The organism is Helcobacillus massiliensis (genome assembly GCF_033106145.1).
GTDB classification, from domain to species: domain Bacteria; phylum Actinomycetota; class Actinomycetes; order Actinomycetales; family Dermabacteraceae; genus Helcobacillus; species Helcobacillus massiliensis.
The window spans coordinates 2,291,606-2,313,988 of sequence record NZ_CP136959.1 but is presented as its reverse complement, the minus strand read 5'-3'; the positions used below and the strand labels follow the sequence as shown (position 1 = coordinate 2,313,988).

17 protein-coding genes and 2 tRNA genes are annotated in these 22,383 nt (G+C 64.9%); 9 read left to right on the top strand and 10 right to left on the bottom strand.

Features of this window, described 5'->3' with window-relative positions; genetic code table 11:
* The first annotated feature begins 309 nt into the window (after window positions 1-309).
* From R3I40_RS10505 to R3I40_RS10490, 5 genes are all read left to right on the top strand, one after another.
* Window positions 310-1,473: a hypothetical protein gene (locus R3I40_RS10505; RefSeq protein ID WP_285261702.1), complete on the top strand. Its 1,164-nt coding sequence runs from the start codon at window positions 310-312 to the stop codon at window positions 1,471-1,473.
* Between the two features lie 445 nt (window positions 1,474-1,918).
* Complete coding sequence (erm, locus tag R3I40_RS10500; RefSeq protein ID WP_285261703.1) at window positions 1,919-2,737, top strand: 23S ribosomal RNA methyltransferase Erm; 819 nt, start codon at window positions 1,919-1,921, stop codon at window positions 2,735-2,737.
* Complete coding sequence (locus R3I40_RS11605) at window positions 2,656-3,171, top strand: helix-turn-helix transcriptional regulator (RefSeq protein WP_396349473.1); 516 nt, start codon at window positions 2,656-2,658, stop codon at window positions 3,169-3,171. The genes erm and R3I40_RS11605 overlap by 82 nt, the downstream gene beginning before the upstream one ends.
* Window positions 3,168-3,641, top strand: a complete 474-nt coding sequence (locus tag R3I40_RS10495) for a helix-turn-helix domain-containing protein (protein WP_285261704.1) — start codon at window positions 3,168-3,170, stop codon at window positions 3,639-3,641. Before R3I40_RS11605 ends, R3I40_RS10495 begins: the two co-directional genes overlap by 4 nt.
* Window positions 3,642-4,134: 493 nt before the next feature.
* The gene (locus R3I40_RS10490; protein ID WP_285261705.1) at window positions 4,135-5,724 is read left to right on the top strand and encodes a recombinase family protein; all 1,590 of its coding nucleotides are present in this window, start codon (window positions 4,135-4,137) and stop codon (window positions 5,722-5,724) included.
* On the opposite strand, the gene R3I40_RS10485 is transcribed toward R3I40_RS10490, so the two are convergent.
* From R3I40_RS10485 to R3I40_RS11600, 9 genes are all read right to left on the bottom strand, one after another.
* Window positions 5,713-5,788, bottom strand: a tRNA-Ala gene (locus R3I40_RS10485). The two genes, R3I40_RS10490 and R3I40_RS10485, sit on opposite strands and share 12 nt — an antisense overlap.
* 25 nt (window positions 5,789-5,813) lie before the next feature.
* Window positions 5,814-5,957, bottom strand: coding sequence for a DLW-39 family protein (locus R3I40_RS10480; protein WP_239375941.1), 144 nt, complete (start codon window positions 5,955-5,957; stop codon window positions 5,814-5,816).
* A gap of 21 nt (window positions 5,958-5,978) precedes the next feature.
* Window positions 5,979-6,052: transfer RNA gene (locus R3I40_RS10475), tRNA-Ile, on the bottom strand.
* A gap of 237 nt (window positions 6,053-6,289) precedes the next feature.
* Window positions 6,290-6,916: a DUF3566 domain-containing protein gene (locus R3I40_RS10470; RefSeq protein ID WP_259922194.1), complete on the bottom strand. Its 627-nt coding sequence runs from the start codon at window positions 6,914-6,916 to the stop codon at window positions 6,290-6,292.
* A gap of 75 nt (window positions 6,917-6,991) precedes the next feature.
* Window positions 6,992-9,685 (bottom strand): DNA gyrase subunit A, encoded by a 2,694-nt coding sequence (gyrA, locus tag R3I40_RS10465; protein ID WP_285261706.1) that lies wholly within the window; start codon window positions 9,683-9,685, stop codon window positions 6,992-6,994.
* 102 nt (window positions 9,686-9,787) lie between these two features.
* Window positions 9,788-11,872: a DNA topoisomerase (ATP-hydrolyzing) subunit B gene (gyrB, locus tag R3I40_RS10460; RefSeq protein ID WP_183377277.1), complete on the bottom strand. Its 2,085-nt coding sequence runs from the start codon at window positions 11,870-11,872 to the stop codon at window positions 9,788-9,790.
* A gap of 462 nt (window positions 11,873-12,334) precedes the next feature.
* Complete coding sequence (locus R3I40_RS10455) at window positions 12,335-12,511, bottom strand: hypothetical protein (protein ID WP_285261707.1); 177 nt, start codon at window positions 12,509-12,511, stop codon at window positions 12,335-12,337.
* Between the two features lie 173 nt (window positions 12,512-12,684).
* Window positions 12,685-13,314, bottom strand: a complete 630-nt coding sequence (locus R3I40_RS10450) for an ankyrin repeat domain-containing protein (protein ID WP_239375950.1) — start codon at window positions 13,312-13,314, stop codon at window positions 12,685-12,687.
* Complete coding sequence (locus R3I40_RS11600; RefSeq protein WP_183377274.1) at window positions 13,311-13,466, bottom strand: GH-E family nuclease; 156 nt, start codon at window positions 13,464-13,466, stop codon at window positions 13,311-13,313. Before R3I40_RS11600 ends, R3I40_RS10450 begins: the two co-directional genes overlap by 4 nt.
* A gap of 82 nt (window positions 13,467-13,548) precedes the next feature.
* On the opposite strand from R3I40_RS11600, the gene R3I40_RS10445 reads away from it, so the two are divergent.
* Window positions 13,549-14,022, top strand: coding sequence for a GNAT family N-acetyltransferase (locus R3I40_RS10445; protein WP_285261708.1), 474 nt, complete (start codon window positions 13,549-13,551; stop codon window positions 14,020-14,022).
* A 15-nt stretch (window positions 14,023-14,037) separates the two neighbouring features.
* Here the strand turns inward: R3I40_RS10445 and R3I40_RS10440 are convergent, their stop codons facing one another.
* The gene (locus R3I40_RS10440) at window positions 14,038-15,732 is read right to left on the bottom strand and encodes an ATP-binding protein (protein WP_285261709.1); all 1,695 of its coding nucleotides are present in this window, start codon (window positions 15,730-15,732) and stop codon (window positions 14,038-14,040) included.
* A 299-nt stretch (window positions 15,733-16,031) separates the two neighbouring features.
* On the opposite strand from R3I40_RS10440, the gene R3I40_RS10435 reads away from it, so the two are divergent.
* The 3 genes from R3I40_RS10435 to R3I40_RS10425 are packed head-to-tail and all read left to right on the top strand — an operon-like array spanning window position 16,032 to window position 22,335.
* The gene (locus tag R3I40_RS10435) at window positions 16,032-18,005 is read left to right on the top strand and encodes a type I restriction-modification system subunit M (RefSeq protein WP_285261710.1); all 1,974 of its coding nucleotides are present in this window, start codon (window positions 16,032-16,034) and stop codon (window positions 18,003-18,005) included.
* On the top strand, window positions 18,002-19,201 hold the full coding sequence (locus R3I40_RS10430; protein WP_285261711.1) for a restriction endonuclease subunit S: 1,200 nt from the start codon (window positions 18,002-18,004) through the stop codon (window positions 19,199-19,201). The genes R3I40_RS10435 and R3I40_RS10430 overlap by 4 nt, the downstream gene beginning before the upstream one ends.
* Window positions 19,198-22,335 carry a type I restriction endonuclease subunit R gene (locus tag R3I40_RS10425; protein WP_285261712.1) on the top strand — a complete coding sequence of 1,046 codons (3,138 nt, stop codon included), beginning with the start codon at window positions 19,198-19,200 and terminating at the stop codon, window positions 22,333-22,335. The genes R3I40_RS10430 and R3I40_RS10425 overlap by 4 nt, the downstream gene beginning before the upstream one ends.
* The last annotated feature ends 48 nt before the right edge of the window (window positions 22,336-22,383 follow it).

Genomic DNA, 22,383 nt, shown 5'->3' with positions numbered 1-22,383 from the left:
TGCGCGAGGTGATGACCACGCCCTCTTGTGATGCGGTGGAGCCTGACGCTGGAGGAAGTGGACGCGATCCGAACCGCCCGGAGCGACGGTCAGAGTGCCACTGCTGTTGCGAAACGCTTCGAAGTCCATCGAGGCACGGTGTGGGTGAAAACGCGATGACGTGTGTCGCGCGTCCACGAACCGGAGGAGTGCGGTCCGTCACGGTTGCCTGCGCTCACCGCTAGCGTTATCGACATGACGGACCATCCACCGGCAACCCCCTACGGGTCTGCACGCGATCTCCCCTCAGTCAGGGAGTTGGAGCAGCAGATGGCTGCGTTCAGACTGCTGGGATTCCTGCTGCCACGAGACCAGCGAAAGGAACTCAAGCGCCTCCAAAGAGAGTATCGGCGGATCACCGATACTGTCGACGCGTTCTATGCCCTACTGGGTCCCCGCAACTGGGTCTTCACTGGCGACCTAAATCTAGAAGCCATCGCTGAAATCATCTCAGCTCAAGACCCTGAGACTGCTGAGCAGCGGCTCATCGAGTATTACCAAACGCAGGATAGAATTTCATTCCCGCTTCGCCGACTCAACCGATTCGACGAGATGCGGCCGCGCATCCCCTTGCTGCAGAAGGCCCTGGTTGACTATGAATCAGGTCGTTTCTACAGCACCGTTCTCGTTTTACTCTCAGTTATGGATGGGTTCGTCAACGACTTGGACACCGCCCAACGCAAGGGGTTGCATGCACGGTCACCCGAGGACATGGTTGCTTGGGACAGCGTCGTTGGGCACCACCTCGGCCTTAGCCACGCCCACCAGTCATTCATCAAGGGCCACTACAAGACGAGCGTGGATGAAACCACCGAACTAGCCCGCAACGGGATCATGCACGGAACACTGGTGCACTACAACAATGAAGTCGTCGCAACAAAGGCATGGAACAGGCTATTCGCAGTCGCCGACTGGGCCGACTCCCGGAGACGCCAAGCAGCCCCGGTTGAGCCCGGCCCAACGTTTCGCGAGGCGCTGGCACATTGGCGTGACGTACAAGCGGACAAGACCAGACTTGACCAATGGGAACCCCATGAACACGAGAAGGAATCGTTCAGCGATCAGCCCTCGGAACTAGTCGCCGCCTGCACGGACTTTCTCGAACGCTGGAGTAGACGCCAATGGGGCCCAATGGGCCAACACTTCATGCAGTTTGGCCCCACGCAGCGACCCGTCGGTCAACTCGCCGAAGAGGCAAAGCTCCTGTATCAAGAGTTGAGACTTGAAGAGTGGGAGATCCTCCGGGTCCGCCACGTGGCGGCAGCAGTCGCGCACACTGACGTCAGACTGACCGTCAATGCCGAGCGACATCAGACAGATCTGCGCTGGGTCCGAATCGACGGGAACGGAACAAGTGCCCCAGAGTGGCAAGCGGGCCGATGGTCGCTGTCACAGTATGGACCGGCGCACTTCCTCAAGTCTGAGCCAGGCTAGTGCCGTGAGCCGACGCCCAGCTGCCACGCCTCTTGCAGATCGGGGTGTCAGCCGGTCGGCTCCAGCCAGGCGAAGACACTTCCACTGGTGCTCGGTGCAGCGTCGATGCCGTCGCTCGCCCTCATCTGCAAGACGCGTGGAAGCTCTGTGGGTCTCTCGGTTGCCGTGTGGAGGCCCGTCGGGCACGGAGAGTCTGTGCACCGGTTCTGGCCTGTGCTGATACAGATCTCCGCGTCTTTGTCGCATGGACGGGGTAATGGGTCGCGGAGTGGCGGTGGGGTCGCCTACGCTGGTGGGCATGTTGTTCTACGGCACTGCTTCGCTGCGTCTGCGCAGCCGCTGACGGCGGCGAGCACCCTCCACAGGTTGTTGCTCCCGCCCCCGGTGATCACGGCCGGGCGGCTCTTTCAGCGTGCCCGGCTCCGCAACAACCAAGGAGCAAACAGTGCCTACCTATCGAGGTGGCCGTCATGAGCACGGCCAGAACTTCCTGACTGACCCATCCACTATCGCCACGATCACGCGGCTCGTGGCCACCACCGAGGGCCCGATCATCGAGATCGGCCCCGGTGACGGAGCACTCACCACCCCGCTAGCCCGGCTTGGGCGACCGGTGACAGCCGTCGAGATCGACACCCGACTCGCCCGACGCTTGACCCAACGACTCCCACCGCACGTGGAGGTTGTCGCCGACGACTTCCTGACCTACCGACTTCCCACGTCTGCGCATGTGCTCGTCGGCAACCTGCCATTTCACCAGACCACAGCCATACTGCGACGCATCCTGCACGCACCCGCATGGACCGATGCAATCGTGCTCGTGCAATGGGAAGTCGCGCGGCGCAGAGCAGGAGTTGGCGGTGCCACGATGATGACCGCACAATGGGCGCCCTGGTTCACCTTCACGCTGCACAGTCGTGTTCCAGCCCGCGCGTTCACCCCACGTCCGGGAGTCGACGGCGGAATCCTCACCCTTCACCGCCGCGAACACCCGCTGGTGCCCCCGGCACGGCGGCGCCAGTTCCACGCCTTGGTCCACCGCGTCTACACCGGTCCCGGCCGCGGGCTCGCCCAGATCCTCGCACGCACCACCGCACTCGGCTCACCACAGGCGGCACAGGCATGGTTGAGGGGCCACGGTATGACCGCTGCCGGACTGCCGAAGGACCTGCCCGTCGAGGCATGGGTGAACTTGTTCAAGACCACGGGCTCCTCGCCACCGTCCCGCCGCACGCAGTCGTCCTCAGGAAGGCGGCGGCGATGAGCATCGACCCCTCGTGGCGAGTCTGCCCTGACGAGACCACCCCCAGCCATGCGTGCCCGACCGAGACAGCCGCACACCATGCAGCACGGCTCCTCGCTCAAGACCCCGGACGGGATTGGCGACTTCGTGACCTTGCCGACCTCGTGCACCTGTCCACGTCACAACTGGGCAGGGCCTTCAGCCAAAGCTTCGGGATGCCGCCCATCCAGTACCTGGCTCACGTTCGAGCCCACAGACTGGCCGAGCTCCTGGTCGAAACCGACCTTCCGATCGGTGTCGCCATGACACGGGTCGGGTGGCGCAGCCGCGGCCACGCCGCACGACAGTTCACCGCCATCATCGGGGTCAGTCCATCCGCGTACCGACTCACCGCGACCCAACGAGCAAGCCTGAAATGCCCGTGCTGTGGACAGCGAAGCGAGCTGCCCCGATGACGGCCACAGAGCGCTCTGGCCTCGACCCTGCCAGGACAGAGATCCGTGACACGGTCATCCGGATGCGGGCCGATCTCGCTCACCGGTGGACCTTGGCCGAACTCGCACAGGATGCACACCTGTCGCGGTCACGGCTCGGGGGCCTGTTCGTGGAGCAGTTCGGCGTCCCGCCGATCATGCTGCTGGCTCGGTTGCGGGTCCGGGAGATGGCACGGCTGTTGCGGGAGTCGGATATGACGGTCGATCAGATCGGGGTCCGGGTGGGGTGGAGGAATCGAGGCCATGCGGCGGAGCAGTTCGCCAAGACCATGGGCGTCACCCCAACCGCGTATCGGACCGAATACCGGCAGCAGACCCGACAGACAGCAGACGACCTGACCGGTTGCTTGTGGTGCGGACAACCCCTTCCCGCCACCGACGATGACCGGAAAACGCGCAGATCAGACGGTGATCCGCTCATCCATGGCTGAACTGCTGGACTCCCGCCACTGTCGCGCGGTAGTAGTCGTGGAAGTCACCGCCACGATGCTCGATCTGGGGCGCGGTGCGCACCTGGCTGGTGAGCCTCCATTGGGCTCAACTGTTACGCGAGGCGCCGTGGCGCGGCTCGGATTATGCGTCATCGGGTGGGGTTGGACGGCTGGGGAAATTTTCCCCCGCCGTGAACCACCCCACCCGGCACCGCCCTGCCCGGCTCAAGTGGAAGCGACGGTGCCGGACATTTTCCGGAACCGTCAGCACCCCGACCGTCCCCGTGGGTACTGGGGTGGGGTGTCCACCTGTGGGGCATGAGGTATGCACGCACCACACCCACCGGGCGCCGATTGATCGCCGAACCCGTGCCCCGGGGCGAGCCGGACATGGACCGGATGGTCGCGCTGGTGCTGCACCTGGCCGATTGTCTCCACGCCCAGACCCCGCAGCCCGAACCCGATGCAAGCTCGACAACGAGAGAAGATGCCCATGACCACCCCCGACACACAGGCACCAACGATCACGGGTGAGGGGCGGGTGACGGCGGTGACCTATCAGCGGGTCTCCACCAAGGAACAAGCCACTACCGGCGGCCGAGACGAGGGATTCTCCATCCCCGCGCAACGGGAGGCGAACCGCCGCAAAGCCGAAACCCTTGGCGCGCAGGTGGTCGCGGAGTTCGTTGACGCAGGTGAGTCAGCCCGGTCGGCGAAGCGTCCGGGGTTGCAGCAGCTGCTGGACTACATCACCACCCATCAGGTCACCTACTGCATCGTGCACAAGGTCGACCGGCTGGCCCGCAACCGGCTCGATGACGTCGACATCCACCGCCACCTCATCGACGCCGGCGTCCAGCTGGTCTCCGCCACCGAGAACATTGATGAGACCCCCTCCGGCATGCTGCTCCACGGCATCATGTCCTCCATCGCAGAGTTCTACTCCCGCAACCTCGCCGCCGAAGTCACCAAAGGCATGACCCAAAAAGTCGCCGCAGGCGGCACCCCATCCAAAGCACCCATCGGCTACCGCAACATCCGCAAACGCGACGAGCAGGGCCGGGAGTACCGCACGGTTGAGATCGACCCCGACCGCGCACCCCTCATCCGCTGGGTCTTCGACACCTACGCCAAAGGCGAGCACACCGTCCCCGACCTGCTGGCCGAAGCCACCGCACGAGGCCTCACCACGGTCCCCACGCCGAAGCGGCCGTCGGGGCCGGTGGGGCGGTCCACGTTCTTCAAACTCTTGCGCAACCCGTACTACATCGGGCAGGTCCGCTACCAAGGCGCCCTCCATCCCGGCGCCCACGAACCCATCGTCGATGCAGAGACGTGGCAGCAGGTCCAGACCCTCCTGGACACCCGCGCCACCGCCGGAGAACGCCGCCGCAAATACGACCACTACCTCAAGGGCACCCTGTACTGCGGCACCTGCAACGCCCGGCTGCAACTCGACTACGCCCGCAACAAACAAGGCATCCGCTACGCCTACTACATCTGCACCGGCCGAGCCACCAAACGCACCCGCTGCACGAGGAAGGCCGTGCCCGTCGGCATCGCCGAACAACTCGTCGCCGACTGCTACCAGAACATCGCCATCACCGAACACACCTACGCACAGCTCGCGCAGAGAGTCGAGGCGGCCTTCGATGAGCGCATGGCTGAACGGTCCCAGACCATCGACGACCTCACCGCCATCAAGCACCGGCTCGAAGCCGAAGCAGACAAGCTCCTCGAAGCCCACTTCGCCGACGCCATCGACCTACCGACCCTGAAACGACACCAAGACCGAATCCGCATCGCCCTGACTGACGTCACCAAACGGCTGGACGCCGAGCGGCACGACCACGAAGGCCCCCGCCAACACCTCGCCACCGCCCTACGACTCCTCGCCGACTGCGCCCAGATGTACGAGCGCACCGACGACCTGGGCAAGCGGCTCGCCAACCAAGCCTTCTACCAACGCATCCTCATCACCGAAGACGAAAAAGCGGCGATCCAGCTCAACGAGCCGTTCGCCGCCCTCGCACCCACATCAACCGATGTCAGTGTTCTACTACGTCTGATCTGGTGGAGGTAAGGGGACTCGAACCCCTAACCCCCTGCTTGCAAAGCAGGTGCGCTACCAATTGCGCCATACCCCCGAGGGTGGTGTCAGCCTAGCTGACCTCAGTCACGGGTGGAAGGCGAGGTCTTGACCTCAGCCTCAGCCCACAGATCCTCTTCGAGTCGAGCGGCTTCGCTCTGACGCCAAGCAACAACACCAGCTGCTGCGACGGCCGCCAGGCCGAGTGTCCACTTCAGAACCTTCATCAGATCCTCCGTTTCCGAGAGTGGGCCTAACTGGATTTGAACCAGTGACCTCTGTCTTATCAGGACAGCGCTCTAACCAACTGAGCTATAGGCCCGTATCCGGGTGGTGCGAATCGTTCGGAAACTCATCGCCTACCGACGAATAACTCTACCCCGCCCCGCCCCCACGGCCAAACCATGTGCGGGGAGTGTCAGGCATGCCACAGGTGAGTGGCCGCTCGGTGACGGCGCGGCGGCGGCACCGTGCCGACGAGCGGGGCTGCGAGCGCACCGTGCCCGCGAACGGGGTAGCGAACCGCGCCGACGGGCACCGCCGCCCCCCGCGCCACAGCTCAGCTGTCGGTGAAGGTGACCTTCAGACCGCCGAGCAGCGCCGCCACGATGTTGTAGAGGAACGCGCACAGCGTGCCCAGCGCGGTGATGATGACGACGTTGACGATCGAGAACAGCGTCGCGTAGGACAGCATCTTGCCGAACTGGAAGTACTCGAGGAACTTCAGCGGCTTCCCGTCCTCACTGATGGTCGACCCGATCTCGTTGATCTGATCCCAGAGGCCGATCGCGTCGACCATCATCCACAGCACGGCAGTGGCGATGACGGTCGCCACGCCCACGGCGATCGCGATGAGGAACGACAGCTTCATGACGCTCCACGGATCCAGACGCGCCAGGGTCAGGCGAACACGGCGCGGGTTCCGCTTCGCGGCGCCGCCGGCAGCGCCCTTCGCGCCGGCAGGGTTCGCGCTCGACGCGGATCCGGCCGCGCCGGAACCCGTCGGCCGCGGGGAGCGGGACGTGCCCTTCGGACCGGCGACGGCGTCGCGCACCTTCGAGAGCTTCTGGGTCACGCCTTCGCGGGTGTCGGACCCGGCGGCCGCGGCCGCGCCGGAGCTGCCCGAACTGCTGGAGCCGCCCGGACTGCTGGAGCCGCGGGGGGTGGTGCTGTCCGTCGTGTTCACGCAGTTCTCCTCATGTCGAGTGTGTTCGGGATGAGCCTATGCGATCCGGCCCGGCCTGCTGTACTCACCGCGCGGTCAGGCGTCGGTCTCGGCAGCGCTGTCGGTGGCGTCGGCGTCGGTCAGGTCGGGCTTCTCCGCCTCATCGACCTCGTCCTCGTCCTCACTCTCGGCGAAGACGTTCACGAGGGTGATCCGGTCGCCCTGGTCGGGCTTGGCGAACACCACGCCCATCGTGTCGCGGCCCTTCGCCGGCACGCCGTCCACGCGGGAGCGGACCACGCGGCCCTTCTCCATCAGCACGAGGACCTCGTCATCCTCCTCCACAACCGCGGCGCCCACGAGGTGGCCGCGGTTGTTCGGCAGCTTCGCCACCTTGATGCCGAGGCCGGCGCGGCCCTGCACCCGGTACTCATCCACCGGGGAGCGCTTCGCGAACCCGGAGTCGGTCACTGTGAACACGTACGTGCCGGGATGCACCACGTCCATGGCGAGCAGCTCATCGTCGTCGCGGAACTTCATGCCGGTCACGCCGCCGGTGACGCGGCCGAGGGGTCGCAGCACGTCGTCCGAGGCGGGGAACCGCACGGACTGGCCGTTGCGGGACACCAGCATCAGGTGGTCGTCCGCGTTGACGGCGCGCGCCGCCACGACCTCGTCCATGGCGGTGGACCCGTCGGCCCCCTCCACCTCGCGGAGGTTGATGGCAATGAGCCCGGCGGAGCGGTTCGAGTCGAACTGGCTCATGGCGGTCTTCTTCACCACACCGGAGCGGGTGGCGAGGATGAGGTAGTCCGCTTCGTCGTAGTCGGAGATGACCAGGACGGACGCGATCGTCTCCTCCGGCTGGAACTCCAGCAGGTTCGCGATGTGCTGGCCCTTGCCGTCGCGGGCGGCCTCCGGCAGTTCGTACGCCTTGATGCGGTACACGCGGCCCAGGTTGGTGAAGAACAGGATCCACCGGTGCGTGGTGGTGGTGAAGAAGTGGTCCACCACGTCGTCGGCGCGCAGGGACGCGCCGCGCACGCCCTTGCCGCCGCGCTTCTGCGCCCGGTACTGGTCGGTGCGGGTGCGCTTCACCCAGCCGCCCTTGGTGATGGTGACGACCACGTCCTCCTCGGGGATGAGGTCCTCCATCGACATGTCGCCGCCGAACGGCAGGATCTCGGTGCGGCGGTCGTCGCCGTAGCGGTCCACGATCTCGCTGAGCTCCTCGCCCACGATCTCCCGCTGACGCTCCTCGGACGCGAGGATCGCCTGGTACTCCTCGATGAGGGCGGCGAGGCGGTCGTGCTCCTCCATGATCTTCTGGCGCTCCAGCGCGGCGAGGCGGCGCAGCTGGAGGGCGAGGATGGCGTTCGCCTGGATCTCGTCGATGTCCAGCAGCTCCATCAGCGCGGTGCGGGCCTGGTCGGCGTCCGGGGAGCGGCGGATCGTGTCGATCACGCGGTCGAGGTCGTCGAGGGCCTTGAGGTAGCCGCGGTAGATGTGGATCTGCTCCTCCGCCTTCTTCAGGCGGAAGCGGGTGCGGCGCACGATGACCTCGATCTGGTGCTTCACCCATTCGCGGATGAAGGAGTCGATCGAGAGGGTGCGGGGCACTCCGCCCACCAGCGCCAGCATGTTCGCGGAGAAGTTCTCCTGCAGCTGGGTCTGCTTGAACAGGTTGTTGAGGACCACCTTCGCGACGGCGTCCCGCTTCAGGGTCAGCACGAGGCGCTGACCGGTCTTGCCGGAGGTCTCGTCGGTGATGTCGGAGATGCCCTGCAGGCGGCCCAGCTTCACCAGGTCAGCGATCTTGCGGGCGAGGTTGTCGGGGTTCACCAGGTACGGCAGTTCGGTGACCACGAGGGCGAGGCGGCCGTTGATCTCCTCGGTGCTGACCACGGCGCGCTGCGTGATGGAGCCGCGGCCGGTGCGGTACGCCTCCTCGATGCCCTTGGTGCCCACGATGGTGGCTCCGCCGGGGAAGTCGGGGCCCTTGATGCGCTCCAGGCACGCCTCGAGCAGCTCTTCCTTGGTGGCTTCGGGGTTGGTGAGCAGCCAGTGGACGGCGTCGGCGACTTCGCGCAGGTTGTGCGGCGGAATGTTCGTCGCCATGCCGACGGCGATGCCGGAGGAGCCGTTGGCGAGCAGGTTCGGGAACCGGGCGGGCAGGATGGTGGGCTCGTCGATGGTGTTGTCGTAGTTGCCCTGCATATCAACGGTGTCTTCGTTGATGTCGCGGACCATCTCCATCGCCAGCGGCGCCATCTTGCACTCCGTGTATCGGGGTGCGGCGGCGCCGTCGTCGCCGGCGGAGCCGAAGTTGCCCTGGCCGAGGATCAGCGGGTAGCGCATTGACCACGGCTGCACGAGGCGGACCATGGCGTCGTAGATCGCGGAGTCGCCGTGCGGGTGGTAGTTGCCCATCACATCGCCCACGACCTTCGCGCACTTGGAGAAGGAGCGTTCGGGGCGGTAGCCGCCGTCGTACATCGCGTAGGTGATGCGGCGGTGCACGGGCTTCATGCCGTCGCGGACGTCCGGGAGGGCGCGCCCCACGATCACGCTCATGGCGTAGTCGAGGTAGGAGCGCTGCATCTCCTTGTTGAGGTCCACCTGGACGAGCTGGTCGCCCGCGTCGACGGGGTCGATGTCGGTGCTCTCCGTGGTGGTCACCTCGAGGGAGTCGGGGGCGGTCAGCGGGCCGCGGTCCGCGGCGCCCTCGGCGTTGGTGTCCTCGCCCTGGGGGCCGGTGCCGGCTGCGCCGTTCAGTTCGTCATCGCTCATTGTTCTGTGCTTCTCCATCTGCGCTCAGTCTCGTCGTCTGCCGTTCGGGGGCCGACGGAGGCCGCCGTGCGCCGGGGCGCTGCGGATCCCGTCGGCCTGCCATCAGATGTCGAGGAAGCGCACGTCCTTTGCGTTCTCCTGGATGAAGCGACGGCGCGCTTCGACGTCATCGCCCATGAGCACCGAGAAGATGGCGTCGGCGTCGGCGGCTTCGTCCACGGTCACCTGCTTGAGGGAGCGCTCATCGCGGTCCATGGTGGTGGTCTGCAGCTCGCGCCAGTCCATCTCGCCGAGGCCCTTGTAGCGCTGGATGCCGTTGTCCTTCGGCATGCGCTTACCGGCGGCGCGGCCCTCGGTGAGGCGCTGGTCGCGCTCCTCGTCGCTGAACACGTATTCGTGGGGGGCGTTGGACCACTTCAGGCGGTACAGCGGCGGCATCGCGATGAACACGTGGCCCAGTTCGATGAGGGGCCGCATGTAGCGGAACAGGAGGGTCAGCAGCAGGGTGCAGATGTGCTGGCCGTCCACGTCGGCGTCGGCCATGAGGATGATCTTGTGGTACCGCAGCTTGTGCGGGTCGAAGTCCTCGCCGATGCCGGTGCCGAACGCGGTGATGAGGGAGCGGACCTCGGCGTTGTCGAGGGCGCGGTCCAGGCGGGCCTTCTCCACGTTGAGGATCTTGCCGCGGATCGGCAGGATCGCCTGCGTGCGCGGGTCGCGTCCCTGCACTGCGGAGCCGCCGGCGGAGTCGCCCTCCACGATGAAGATCTCGGACTCGGCGGGGTTGCGGCCGGAGCAGTCGCGCAGCTTGCCGGGCATGCCGCCGGTCTCCAGCGGGGACTTGCGGCGGGTGGCGTCGCGGGCCTTGCGGGCGGCTTCGCGCGCGGCGGCGGCGGACTGGGCCTTCTTCACCACGTCCTTCGCCTCGTTCGGGTGCATGTTCAGCCAGTCGCCGAGGTGCTCGGTCATCACCTTCGACACGTACGTGCGGGCGATGGTGTTGCCGAGCTTCGTCTTGGTCTGGCCTTCGAACTGCGGCTCGCCGAGCTTCACGGAGATGACGGCGGTGAGGCCTTCGCGGATGTCCTCACCAGTGAGGTTCGGCTCCTTCTCCTTCATCAGGCCGGCAGAGCGGGCGTAGCGGTTCACGGCGCCGGTGAGGGCGGAGCGGAAGCCCTCCTCGTGGGTGCCGCCCTCGTGCGTGTTGATGGTGTTCGCGTAGGTGTGGATGGATTCGCTGTACGCGGTGGTCCACTGCATCGCGATCTCCACGGAGATCGTCTCCGCGGTGTCCTCCGCTTCGAAGGACATGATCTCGGGGTGGATGGTCTCCGCGCGCTTCTGCTTGTTGATGAAGGCGACGAAGTCCATGATGCCGTTGTCGTAGCGGTACACCACCACGCGCGGCGCGGAGGCGTCCTTCTGCTCCGCGGGCTGCTCGGCATCGGATTCGATGCCGTCCACGTCCTTGGGGTCATCGGACTTGAGGTTGTCGAGGTCGCCGAGGTGCTCCTCGTCCTCGTCCTCCTCCTGGACGCGCTCATCGGTCAGGGAGATCTGCAGGCCCTTGTTGAGGAACGCCATCTGCTGGAAGCGCTTGCGGAGGGTTTCGAAGTCGAACTCGACCGTTTCGAAGATCTCCGGGTCCGGCCAGAAGGTGAGGGTGGAGCCGGTCTCGTCGGTCTCCTCCCCCTTGTCGAGGGGGCCCGTCGGCACGCCCCGCTCGTAGGCCTGGCGCCACACGTGCCCCTGGCGGCGGATCTCCACTTCGAGGCGGGTGGACAGGGCGTTCACCACGGAGGAGCCCACGCCGTGCAGGCCACCGGAGACGGCGTAGCCGCCGCCGCCGAACTTGCCGCCGGCATGCAGCACAGTCAGCACCAGCTCCACGGCGGGCTTGTTCTCGGTGGGGTGCATGTCCACGGGGATGCCGCGGGCGTGGTCGACCACGCGCACGGAGCCGTCGGCCTGGATCGTCACCTCGATGGAGGAGCCGTGGCCGGCGAGGTGCTCGTCCACGGAGTTGTCCACGATCTCGTAGACGAGGTGGTGGAGGCCGCGCTCACCGGTGGAGCCGATGTACATGCCGGGGCGCTTGCGCACCGCCTCGAGGCCCTCGAGGACCGTGATGTCCGACGCTTCGTAGTGGGGTGCATCGGCGGGGGTGGGTGCGGTGTTCTCGCTCACTGGCGCAACAGCTCCTTCTGGTCGCGTGCAAGGATCGGGCGCTCTGCACGGGCGGGCGCGCGGGCGGTGTCCCCACGGGGCCCCTTTTCCTGGCGGGCCCGCGTTTTCCCGACGGGGCCCTGGAGGGCCGCACAGGGCGCGTCCCGATTCTCAACCTGCACGATTCTACCCGATCGGCGGCTGGAACACGCCCCTCAAAAGGCCGTGAAGGGCCCGAATCGGGCACAGAACACGTCGGTATGGGTCGGGGGACGGCCGCGGGGCTTCTGGAGGCGCCTGGAGGGGTCCAACGGCTGCGCGGGCGGCAGCCGAGGGGCGCCCACGTCCGGCCGGGCCGGAGCGGGAGGGCGAGCATTGGCGTATAGCGGCACACCAGGTCGATATAGACAACGGGGTGCCGCTCTGCGCCCGCCGAGCGTGGGCGGGCCGGGTGGGCGGGGTGAGCTCACCCGGCCGACGGGGTCAGTGCTCGGCGCGGTCCTTGAGGACGGAGGTGCCGATGCCGCCGACCACGATGAACAGGACGATGTAGGCGATGATCACGGCCGCCCAGTTCGCTGCGCGCACACCGTTGCGGGCGGACGGCGCGGCGGGCGCCGCGGATCCGGGCGCGGGGCCGGCGCCGTGATCGGATTGCAACCCGCCTGTCACCCCGAGGTCACGTGGTCCGGGCTCGTGGCGGCCCGGACCTGGCCGACGGGGACCGGCCGGGCGGCGAGAGCGGGCGCAGGCCGACGGGGTCAGCGGCGTCGTGTCAGGCCCGGAACTTCGGCGGGACGCACGCACCAGCACTGGAGTTGGATTCGACGGGTTCACTCATTGAGCGTCCTTTCCAGGTCCTCATCGCTCACGCCGGCTGCTTCCTGCAGACCGTGCTTCTTGATGTAGTCCTGCGCACGCCGGGCGCATTCCATCCGTCCCCGACCCCGTCGCAAGGGCGATAGAAGCTTCTGCGCCAGAGTCTTTCCCGTCGGCGGATCGATCACCACACCCATATCAATATCGGGACGAGCGAACACCACATCATAGAATGGATACAGCAATTCCTCTGCCGCAACGACCTTCGTCATCATCTCGAAAGGCGTCCCGAACCGTGGCGACCGCAGCGTCATGCTGGCCCCGCCGTCGAGCAGGCGTTCCAACAATGGAGCCTCTAACGCCGGATCATGCACCCGGCTACCGGACGTGAACAGCACATGCAAACAATTGATCCGGTCACCGTCCCTCGAAATGACGGACGGATCAGCACCGTGATCCAGGATCATGGTCGCCATCGCCACACGATCCTCAACGACCTTGTTCGAGAGACTGTCGAAAAGGAAATCCGTCCAACCGTCCGGCTCCACAGGATCCGGATTCGCCCGAAGAGCATCCATCACCTTTTCAAAGGTCCAATAGCGGCCAGCCATGAACGGCGACCAATTCTCAAACTCGTCACTCACTCCGGATTCTCCACATTGTCATCACCATGACTCCGATTCCGGCCCGGATCCTCAACCACATAGTGGTCGGGATCTTGGTGCCATTTCTTGAAATCTTCCGAGGTGATCTTACCGCCCGCGCACAGTCCGCATCGGCCATTGCGGGCGTGCATCCGTCGGCCCCCGAAAATCAGTTGCCTCCCGGCCGACGGGGCCTCACGATCAACAGGACCACCCTCGACGAAGGAGCCCCGCATGCCCCAGTGGACTGCGCAGCGCAGCCGGCCCGTCCCCGACGATGTTCGGCGGATCATCGCCACCCTGCCGGAATGGTTCGGCCTGTCGGACGCGAACCAGGAGTACATCGACGCCGCCGAGACCAAGGAGACGTGGACGGTGCGGGCCGACGGGGCCGTCATCGGCGTGGCCCTCATCGACCGCCACTTCGAGCATGTCGCAGAGGTGCACTTCATGGCGGTGGACCGGGACCACCTGGGGTGCGGCGTCGGCACCGCGCTGATGGCCGCGATCGAGGTCGACGCCCGGGAGCGGGGCGTGGCGCTGCTGGAGGTGAAGACGCTCGGCGCGTCGCACCCCGACGAAGGCTACGCAAAGACCCGCCGCTTCTACGAGAAGATCGGGTTCCTGCCACTGGAGGAGACGGACCTGTGGGGCGAGGACAACCCGTGCCTGTTCATGGTGAAACCGCTGGTCGCTTCGGCGCGCTGACGAACTGCGGCGGACTCAAGCCCGCAAATATGCACGGTTACGGGACGTTGGCGGAGCCGTCGCTACGATGTGGCCACTTTCCACCAAGGACCGAAGGACGGGCCGTAGCTGGACCGCTGTCTTACCCGTTGCTTGGGCCAGCTGGGCAATCGTCCTGGGTTGATCGCTATGCATCTCGTCGAACACGAGTTGCTCAGTGACGGTCAGCGAAGCCCTGGCCCGGACGTTGATCCCGAACAGTCCCGGCTCCCGCTCGGATACAACCCCCCGTGCCACCAAATCCTTCAAGACTACGCGAACATCATCGGAGTCAAGGTGCAGTGCGTGACGTGCTTCAGAAACACTCACCTTCTCATTCCGGAAGAGATAGGCGAGGAGGCGGATATGGTCGCGACCTAATCCATCGGTTTCACGGGTGCCGAGCCAACTCCGGAACTCGGTTGTATGGAAGCCATGCCGAAAGATAGTCACCGAGGTCAACCCGGGCTCTGCCCGGAACTGTGGTTCGAGGAGCCCGTGTTCCCGCATGGCGGCGTTCATACGTGGGACACCCGACCCAAGGTTCTCGGCGACAACTCCGCCTGACCGCATGGGCACGCGCATAAGGAGCTGCACCAGGGCCTCGTTGCGGGCGGTGGATCGACCGTCGGCAATGTTCTCGACTGTACGATCACCCCAGAGCCCTCCAGGGTTGGTGATCTCGATCCGGTCGCGAAAAAGGTCAACAGCTACCTGTTGCCCGAGCACGGCGCTGCTGTAGTCCCTATGCATGACCGCGTTGGTGAACGCCTCTCGCAGAACTTCCTCGGGGATCTCGTATTCATTTCTTCCCTCGACACCGTCGATGGTGGTGCGGACTGACAGATGCCTCAGGCAGACCTGAACAGCGTCGGAGATCATGTCAGGGATCCGTCCGTCGCAGATTCGCCGATCTACTGTGCGAACTTCGGCATCACTCGACTTCGTTCCTCCCGGATGAACCGCTACGTCAATGAACAGTTGCGGAAACTCCTGCTGGGGATATCCGGCCAGTGTCAGCCAACCGGCCATAGTTGGCTCACCACCTGCGGTAACGGCATTGAGCCTTACTAGGCGTTCGGCAGTGGTTGACACTCCACTGATGGCACGCGAGTTCTCTTTTTCCAGGCGGCTGATCAGTCGCTCAACTGCCTCTTCATCGAAGTCGGCGACGGCGCGCCCGGTCACCGCCTGCCGATCGACGATTGGACGTTGCCACCTCTCCCCGATCTGATGGATTTCGTAGGGCGACAGTCGACGGTCGCTGTCATGCTCGCGACGAAAGCTGCCACGTTGAATTCCCTTATCGATGACGAAGCACGGACCGGGCAGGTCCTGATGCACGTCGAGGCGGCTGATCTGGACTGCAACGACAGTAGTCTGACCACCGTCAATGTCAATGACATCCAACTCGTAGTTGGGCACCGGCTGAACCTTAGGCGCTTCGGTTCCCAGCCCCGCTTGGAGTTGATTGACCACCTTGGAGGGGTCGAAACCGTCGGCCTGCGTGAAACCATCGTCCTCGCTGAGCCCAAGGACGATCAGGCCGCCGCTGGTGTTCGCGAATGCGGAGATGGACTCCCAGACGCTCTTGGGCAAGTTTTTCGCAGATGCCTTGATCTCGACAGCGCTGTCATCAGAGGAGCGCGCGCGTGCGCGGTCGACGCGTTGCTGCACCTGTGCAGTGTCCATGGCTCCATCTTATGTCACTGAGAGAAGATTTTCCTCAGTGAGGCGCTCTCGAAGCTCAGTGAGAGTGACTGCGGCCTCACTGAGACCTCGCATCGTCTCACTGAAGCCGAGTTCGATCTCACTGAGATCCCAATGAATGTCAGTGACCGACAGCATCCGCTCACTGATAGCACACCAGGCAGCAACCCTCACGGCAAGACGGGGGACCCCCTATCCTTGCGGTGTACCTTCGGGGCGAACGAGCAAGCATTCCTGACGCCCCCTTCTCTTGGTCACCGCAAGGAAGCGAGCTCTTTCCCGTGTCGTTCAATCACGCGCAGTTCATCTGGTCCGCGGCGGACATCCTCCGCGGCACGTACAAGCAGCACCAGTACGGGGATGTGATCCTGCCGTTCACGGTGCTGTCGCGTCTGGATTCGGTACTGGCGCCGACGAAGGCGAAGGTGCTGGAGGTGCTGGGTGACGGCGAGTGGGATCCGGAGCCGCCGGCGGCGATGCTGCGTGCCCGCGCTGGCCATGACTTCTCGTTCCATAACCGGTCCCGGCATGATCTGAAGTCGCTGCAGGGCGATCCGGACAACCTGGAGGAGAACCTTCGGGACTACGTGAACTCGTTCAGTCAGAACGTGCGGGAGATCTTCGAGAAGTACGCGTTCGAGGATCGCATCATCGAGCTGGCTCAGCATGACCTGCTTCTGCAGGTGCTTCAGCATTTCGCGAAGGTGGACCTGCACCCGAAGGTTGTCTCGAACGAGAAGATGGGGCACATCTTCGAGGAGCTGATCCGGAAGTTCGCGGAGGCGTCGAACGAGACGGCGGGTGAGCATTTCACGCCGCGCGATGTCATTGACCTGATGGTGACGCTGCTGCTGGCGCACGCCCCGGATCTGGGGAAGGACCATGTGGCGCGGGAGATCTATGACCCGACCGTGGGCACGGGCGGGATGCTGACGATGGCGGATGAGAAGATCCGGGCGGAGAACCCGACCGCTGAGGTGTCGCTGTATGGGCAGGAGATCAATCCGGCGTCGTACGCGATCTGCAAGGCGGACATGGTGGTGAAGGGTCAGCCGATCGACAACATTGTTCTCGGCAATACCCTCACGCAGCCGGCGTTCCGTGGCCGCACGTTCCACTTCGCGCTGTCGAACCCGCCGTTCGGTGTGGACTGGAAGCAGTCCCGGAAGGTGGTGGAGGAGGAGCACGCGGTGCGGGGCTTCGATGGCCGGTTCGGGCCCGGTCTGCCGCGCGTGTCCGACGGGTCCACGCTGTTCCTTCTGCACCTGATTTCGAAGCTGCGGGAGCCGCAGCCGGGGGATCCGAACGCGTCGGCTGGGCGGGGTGCGATCGTGCTGAACGGCTCTCCTCTGTTCACCGGTGGTGCCGGCAGTGGTGAGTCGAATATCCGCAAGTGGGTGCTGGAGCAGGATTATCTAGAGGCGATCGTTGCCCTGCCCACGGACATGTTCTACAACACGGGGATCGCAACCTACGTGTGGCTGCTCAACAAGGACAAACCGCGGGAGCGCCGCGGGAAGGTGCAGCTCATCGATGCCACGGGCATGTTCGAGAAGATGCGCAAGTCGATCGGGTCGAAGCGCCGGCAGCTGAGTGCGGCGCATATTGCTGAGCTGACGCGCCTGTTCGATGCGTTTGAGGAGTCGAAGCATTCGAAGATATTCCGCATCGAGGACTTCCTCTACCGGACGATCACGGTGGAGCGCCCGCTGCGGCTGAACTATGGGTTCGGGCCCGATCGGGTTGAGCGGGTGCTGGCTCTGCGCCAGTTGGCGAAGGCCGACGGGTCCCTGCTGGAGAAGTTCCGTGAGGGCCTGACCGAGGCGGGTGCGGCTGATGCTGGTGCGCTGTCGACGTCGCGCGCGGAGTTCTCGAAGCGGGTCAGTGAGATCGCGGATGCCGCGGGGTTGAAGCTGACGGCGGCGCAGCTGAAGGCTGTTCTGGGTGCTCTGGGTGAGCATGACGATGAGGGTGAGCTCGTGATGAAGGCGGGCAAGCCGGAGCCGTCGGCGGATCTGCGGGACACGGAGAACGTGCCGTGGGACCAGGACGTTGAGGAGTACCTGGAGCGCGAGGTGAAGCCGTGGGTGCCGGATGCGTGGATCGACCATTCGAAGACGAAGGAGGGTGCGGAGATCCCGTTCACCCGGCACTTCTATGAGTATGTGCCGCCGCGACCCCTGGAGGAGATCGACGCTGAGCTCGACGAAGTCCTCGGCCGCATCCGCGCCCGCCTCGAGGAGGTGAAGGGGTGAGCGACGTCTGGCCTGTGGCCCGCCTTTCGCATTTGGTCGAGTTTTTGCCCGGTATCGACCACTCTAAGGTCGAAGATCCCGACGGGTGCTTCCCGGTTTTCGGCTCCGGAGGCGAGTTTGCGCGTTCGAGTGTCGCTCTGAGGCATGGCGAAGGTGTTCTTTTCGGTCGCAAGGGCACCGTTGATCGACCAACATATGTGTCTGGCAAGTTCTGGCACGTGGACACGGCCTACTTCGCAAGGCCTCGCGACCGACGTCTTCATCCTAAATACCTGGCCTACTGGTCGCAGACAATTCCGTTCGGGCTGTTGTCGACAAATACAGCTCTGCCGAGTGTTACTTCAGCAGATCTGGGTGAACTGACGATCCCAGTCCCGCCACACTCGACGCAGACCGGGATCGCCGACTACCTCGACCACGAGACCGCCGAGATCGATGAGTTCGTTAAAGATCTGAAGACGCTGCAGACACTGACGGTAGAACGGCGTTGGGCGGCGCTAAACGAGCAATTGTCGGACCTCTCGCTTGCCAGCACTCTGACCCCTCTCAAGGTACACGCTGTCATCCAGGCCGGCCTCACTCTCGGTACAAACTACGCGAACAAAGACCTCTCCGACTACCCATATTTACGGGTAGCAAACGTGCAGGATGGCTCCCTGGACTTAGATGAGATCAAGACTGTGGCAGTCCCCGCGAATGTGGCGCAAGCGGTCACATTGCGCGAAGGCGATGTCCTCGTCACCGAAGGCGGCGATCGCGACAAGCTCGGCCGTGGAGCAATTTGGCCGGGCCATATCGCTCCAATGTTGCATCAGAACCATGTTTTCGCCGTTCGCTGTAAAGAGACCCTCGAACCGGAATACCTCACATACGTGTTGGAAGGTCAACGAGCGCGGGTGTACTTCGACCAAACCGCGCGCCAGTCCACAAACCTTGCTTCCACAAACGTCACTCTGCTCCGGAGTTTCCGCTTCCCAGTTCCCTCAGTTGAGCAGCAACGCGAATTCATCAAACGTCAAAAGACGACCGATCGAATCTGTGCCGCCGAACTCGAGGACATCACCCGCGCCATCACCCTCGCCAAGGAGCGTCGCGCCGCGCTGATCACCGCCGCAGTCACGGGCCAGATCGACGTCACGAAGAAGAACCGCCCCGCAGTGGAACAGCTGCAGGACGACATCGAGGAGCAGAAGTGAGCGCCACCGACCTCGCCAAAGAAAAAGCGTTCCAGCAGGAGATCGCCACCCACCTGGAGAACCACGGCTGGCTGCACTCCCCGAACACCCAGGGCTACGACAAAGAACGCGCCCTCTTCCCCGCAGACGTCCTCGCCTGGCTCTCCGAGTCCGACCCGGAGAACTACGAGCGGATCGTGCCCGCCGACCTCACCGGCGACGCCCGCAAGAAAGCCGAAGAGAAGATCCTCGACCGGCTCGTCCGCGTTCTCGCCATGCCCGAAGCCCACGGCGGCGGCACCCTCAACGTGCTCCGGAAGGGATTCTCCTACCCCGGAGCCCGTCGGCCCTTCACCATGATGCAGATGCCGCCCGCCGACGACCGCAACCCCCGCCTCACCGAGCGCTACCAGCGCAACCGCCTCCGCGTGGTCCAAGAAGTCGTCTACTCCACCACCAAGACCGACCGCATCGACCTCGTCCTGTTCACCAACGGCATCCCCACCGCCACCATCGAACTGAAGACCGGCTTCACCCAGAGCCTCGAAGCCGCCAAACAGCAGTACCGCACCGACCGCAGGCCCGACCGCGAACCCCTCCTCACCGCGCTGCGCGGCGCCCTCGTCCACTTCGCCGTCAGCGACACCGCCATCGCCATGACCACCCGGCTCGACGGCCCCTCCACCTACTTCCTCCCCTTCGACACCGGCCACAACAACGGCGCCGGCAACCCGCCCAACCCCACCGGGCACCGCACCCACTACTTCTGGGAGGACGTCCTCGACCGCGACGCCTGGCTGACCGTCCTCGCGAAGTTCATCTACGTCAATCACCAGGAACGCACCGACCCCGCCACCGGGGACCGCATCACCAGCAGCCAGATCCGCTTCCCCCGCTTCCACCAGTGGCGCGCCGTCAACGCCCTCGTCCACGCCGCCCGCCGTGAAGGCCCCGGCCACAAATACCTCATCCAGCACTCCGCCGGGTCCGGCAAAACCGACTCCATCGCCTGGACGGCGCACCGGCTCGCCTCCCTCCACACCCCGGGCGGCGACAAAGTGTTCGACTCCGTCATCGTCATCGCCGACCGGCAGGTCCTCGACCGGCAGCTCCAGGACGCAGTCGACCAGCTCGTCACCACCACCGGCACCTTCGAAGCCATCACCCGCGCCGACGGGTCCAAAACCGACCAGCTCACCGACGCCCTCATCCGCGGCGTCCCCATCATCGGCGTCACCCTCCAGACCTTCCCCTACGCCCTCGCGAAGATGAAGGACAGTGATGGCCAGCTCGCCGGCCGCACCTTCGCCGTCATCGCCGACGAAGCACACTCCTCCCAGACCGGCTCCGCCTCCTCCGCCCTCAAACAGCTCCTCTACTCCGGGGAGCAGAAGGCCGACGGGGCACCCGTCGGCGACGAAGCGGACGCCGACTCCGACCAGGAAGCCCTCACCCGGATGGCGGCGTCCGTGGACGACTACGGCCGCATCTCCTTCTTCGCCTTCACCGCCACCCCCAAAGCGAAAACCCTCGAACTGTTCGGCCGCAAACCCTCACCGGACGAGAAAGAGCAGCCGTTCGACCTCTACCCGATGAAGCAGGCCATCGAAGAGGGCTTCATCCTCGACGTCCTCAAGAACTACACCTCCTACGAACTGGCCGCCCGCATCGCCCGCAAAGGCGAGGAGGACCTCGACGACGAGATCGACATCCGCTCCGGCACCCGCGCCTACATCAAGGCCGTGGAACTGCACCCCACCAACATCGACCAGAAGGTCCGCGAAATCATCCGGCACTTCAACGGCGTGGTGCGCCATGAACTCGGCGGCCGCGCCAAAGCAATGGTTGTGACGAAGTCCCGCGCCGCAGCCGTGGAGTACGCCCGCCACTTCCAGAAGGTCAGCGAAGCCGAAGGACACGACCTGCAGGCCCTCGTCGCCTTCTCCGGCGAGGTGCCCGACCCGGACGTCAAACCCGTCCCCGGGGTGGAGCGGCCGACGGTGACCGAACATTCCATGAACCCGCGCCTCAAAGGCCGCGACCTCGCGAAAGTCTTCGCCGAGCCCGGCGAGCACGTCCTCATCGTGGCGAACAAGTACCAGACCGGGTTCGATCAGCCGCTGCTGGTCGCGATGTACATCGACAAGGAACTCTCCGGCATCACCGCCGTGCAGACCCTGTCACGCCTCAACCGCACCATGCCGGGCAAGAACAACACGTACGTGCTGGACTTCGTGGACCAGGCCGACCGCATCGAAGAAGCGTTCCAGGAGTACTACGAGGACGCCCGCATCGAACGCAGCTCCGACCCGGAACTCGTAGCCAACATGCTGATGAAGCTCGACTCCACCGGCATCTACACCCAGTCCGAAGTGGAACAGGTGTGGGTGACGTGGACGAAGGCCGGCGCGAAGCCCGCGGGCCTGTCCGGGCCGCTCGACCAGGCCGTGGACCGGTTCGCCAAACGCTGGCAGGACGCCATCTACGACGGCGACACCAAGGCCCGCGACGAACTCATCGACTTCCGCTCCACGCTGCGCCAGTACGTCACCAGCTACGCGTTCTTCTCCCAGATCCTCAACTTCGGGGACCCGCGGTACGAGAAGTTCAGCGTGTTCGCCGACCTCCTCGCCCGCAAACTCCGCGACTTCTCCGACGACACGGTGGAGAAGGTCGACGTGGACGTCAGCGACATCGTCCTCACCCACTACAAGCTCGAGAAGCTCCGCGACGAGCAGCTCCAGCTGCGCAGCGGGGAGGCCGACGGGCTCTCCGGCATCACCGAAGCCGGTATGGCGCAGATCCGCGAACGCGAACGCTCCAGCCACGCCGCCATCATCGAGAAGGTCAACAAGTACTTCGGTGACCTCGAAGCGCGGGACGAGTACAAGGTCGGCTTCGCCCAGGGCCTGTTCGCGGAGGCGCTCGATGACGAGAAGGCACAGTCCATCGCTGCAGCGAACACGAAGATGGACTTCCTCAACACCGCTGGCATGCTCCGGATCGTGGAAGATGCACAGTGGAGCGTGGACGAAGGCAACGCCGCCGTCCTGAAGTTCGCGCGCGAGATGCCGCCGCAGCTGCTGCTGCGCCTGCTCGTGGACGAGATGGGACTGTGGGAGGCGCTGCGGGAGCGGGCTGGGCTGGATCAGTGACAGCTGTGCCAAGTCAGTGACATTGCAGCTCTGTCGGCGGCAAGATAG

Excerpts from the sequence above, each read along its gene's own strand:
- R3I40_RS10505 (WP_285261702.1), top strand. The coding sequence starts at position 310 with ATGGCTGCGTTCAGACTGCTGGGATTCCTGCTGCCACGAGACCAGCGA.
- R3I40_RS10440 (WP_285261709.1), bottom strand. The coding sequence starts at position 15,732 with ATGGACACTGCACAGGTGCAGCAACGCGTCGACCGCGCACGCGCGCGC.
- R3I40_RS10495 (WP_285261704.1), top strand. The coding sequence starts at position 3,168 with ATGACGGCCACAGAGCGCTCTGGCCTCGACCCTGCCAGGACAGAGATC.
- gyrA (WP_285261706.1), bottom strand. The coding sequence starts at position 9,685 with ATGAGCGATGACGAACTGAACGGCGCAGCCGGCACCGGCCCCCAGGGC.
- R3I40_RS11605 (WP_396349473.1), top strand. The coding sequence starts at position 2,656 with ATGGGTGAACTTGTTCAAGACCACGGGCTCCTCGCCACCGTCCCGCCG.
- R3I40_RS10490 (WP_285261705.1), top strand. The coding sequence starts at position 4,135 with ATGACCACCCCCGACACACAGGCACCAACGATCACGGGTGAGGGGCGG.
- R3I40_RS10445 (WP_285261708.1), top strand. The coding sequence starts at position 13,549 with ATGCCCCAGTGGACTGCGCAGCGCAGCCGGCCCGTCCCCGACGATGTT.
- R3I40_RS11600 (WP_183377274.1), bottom strand. The coding sequence starts at position 13,466 with ATGCACGCCCGCAATGGCCGATGCGGACTGTGCGCGGGCGGTAAGATC.
- R3I40_RS10480 (WP_239375941.1), bottom strand. The coding sequence starts at position 5,957 with ATGAAGGTTCTGAAGTGGACACTCGGCCTGGCGGCCGTCGCAGCAGCT.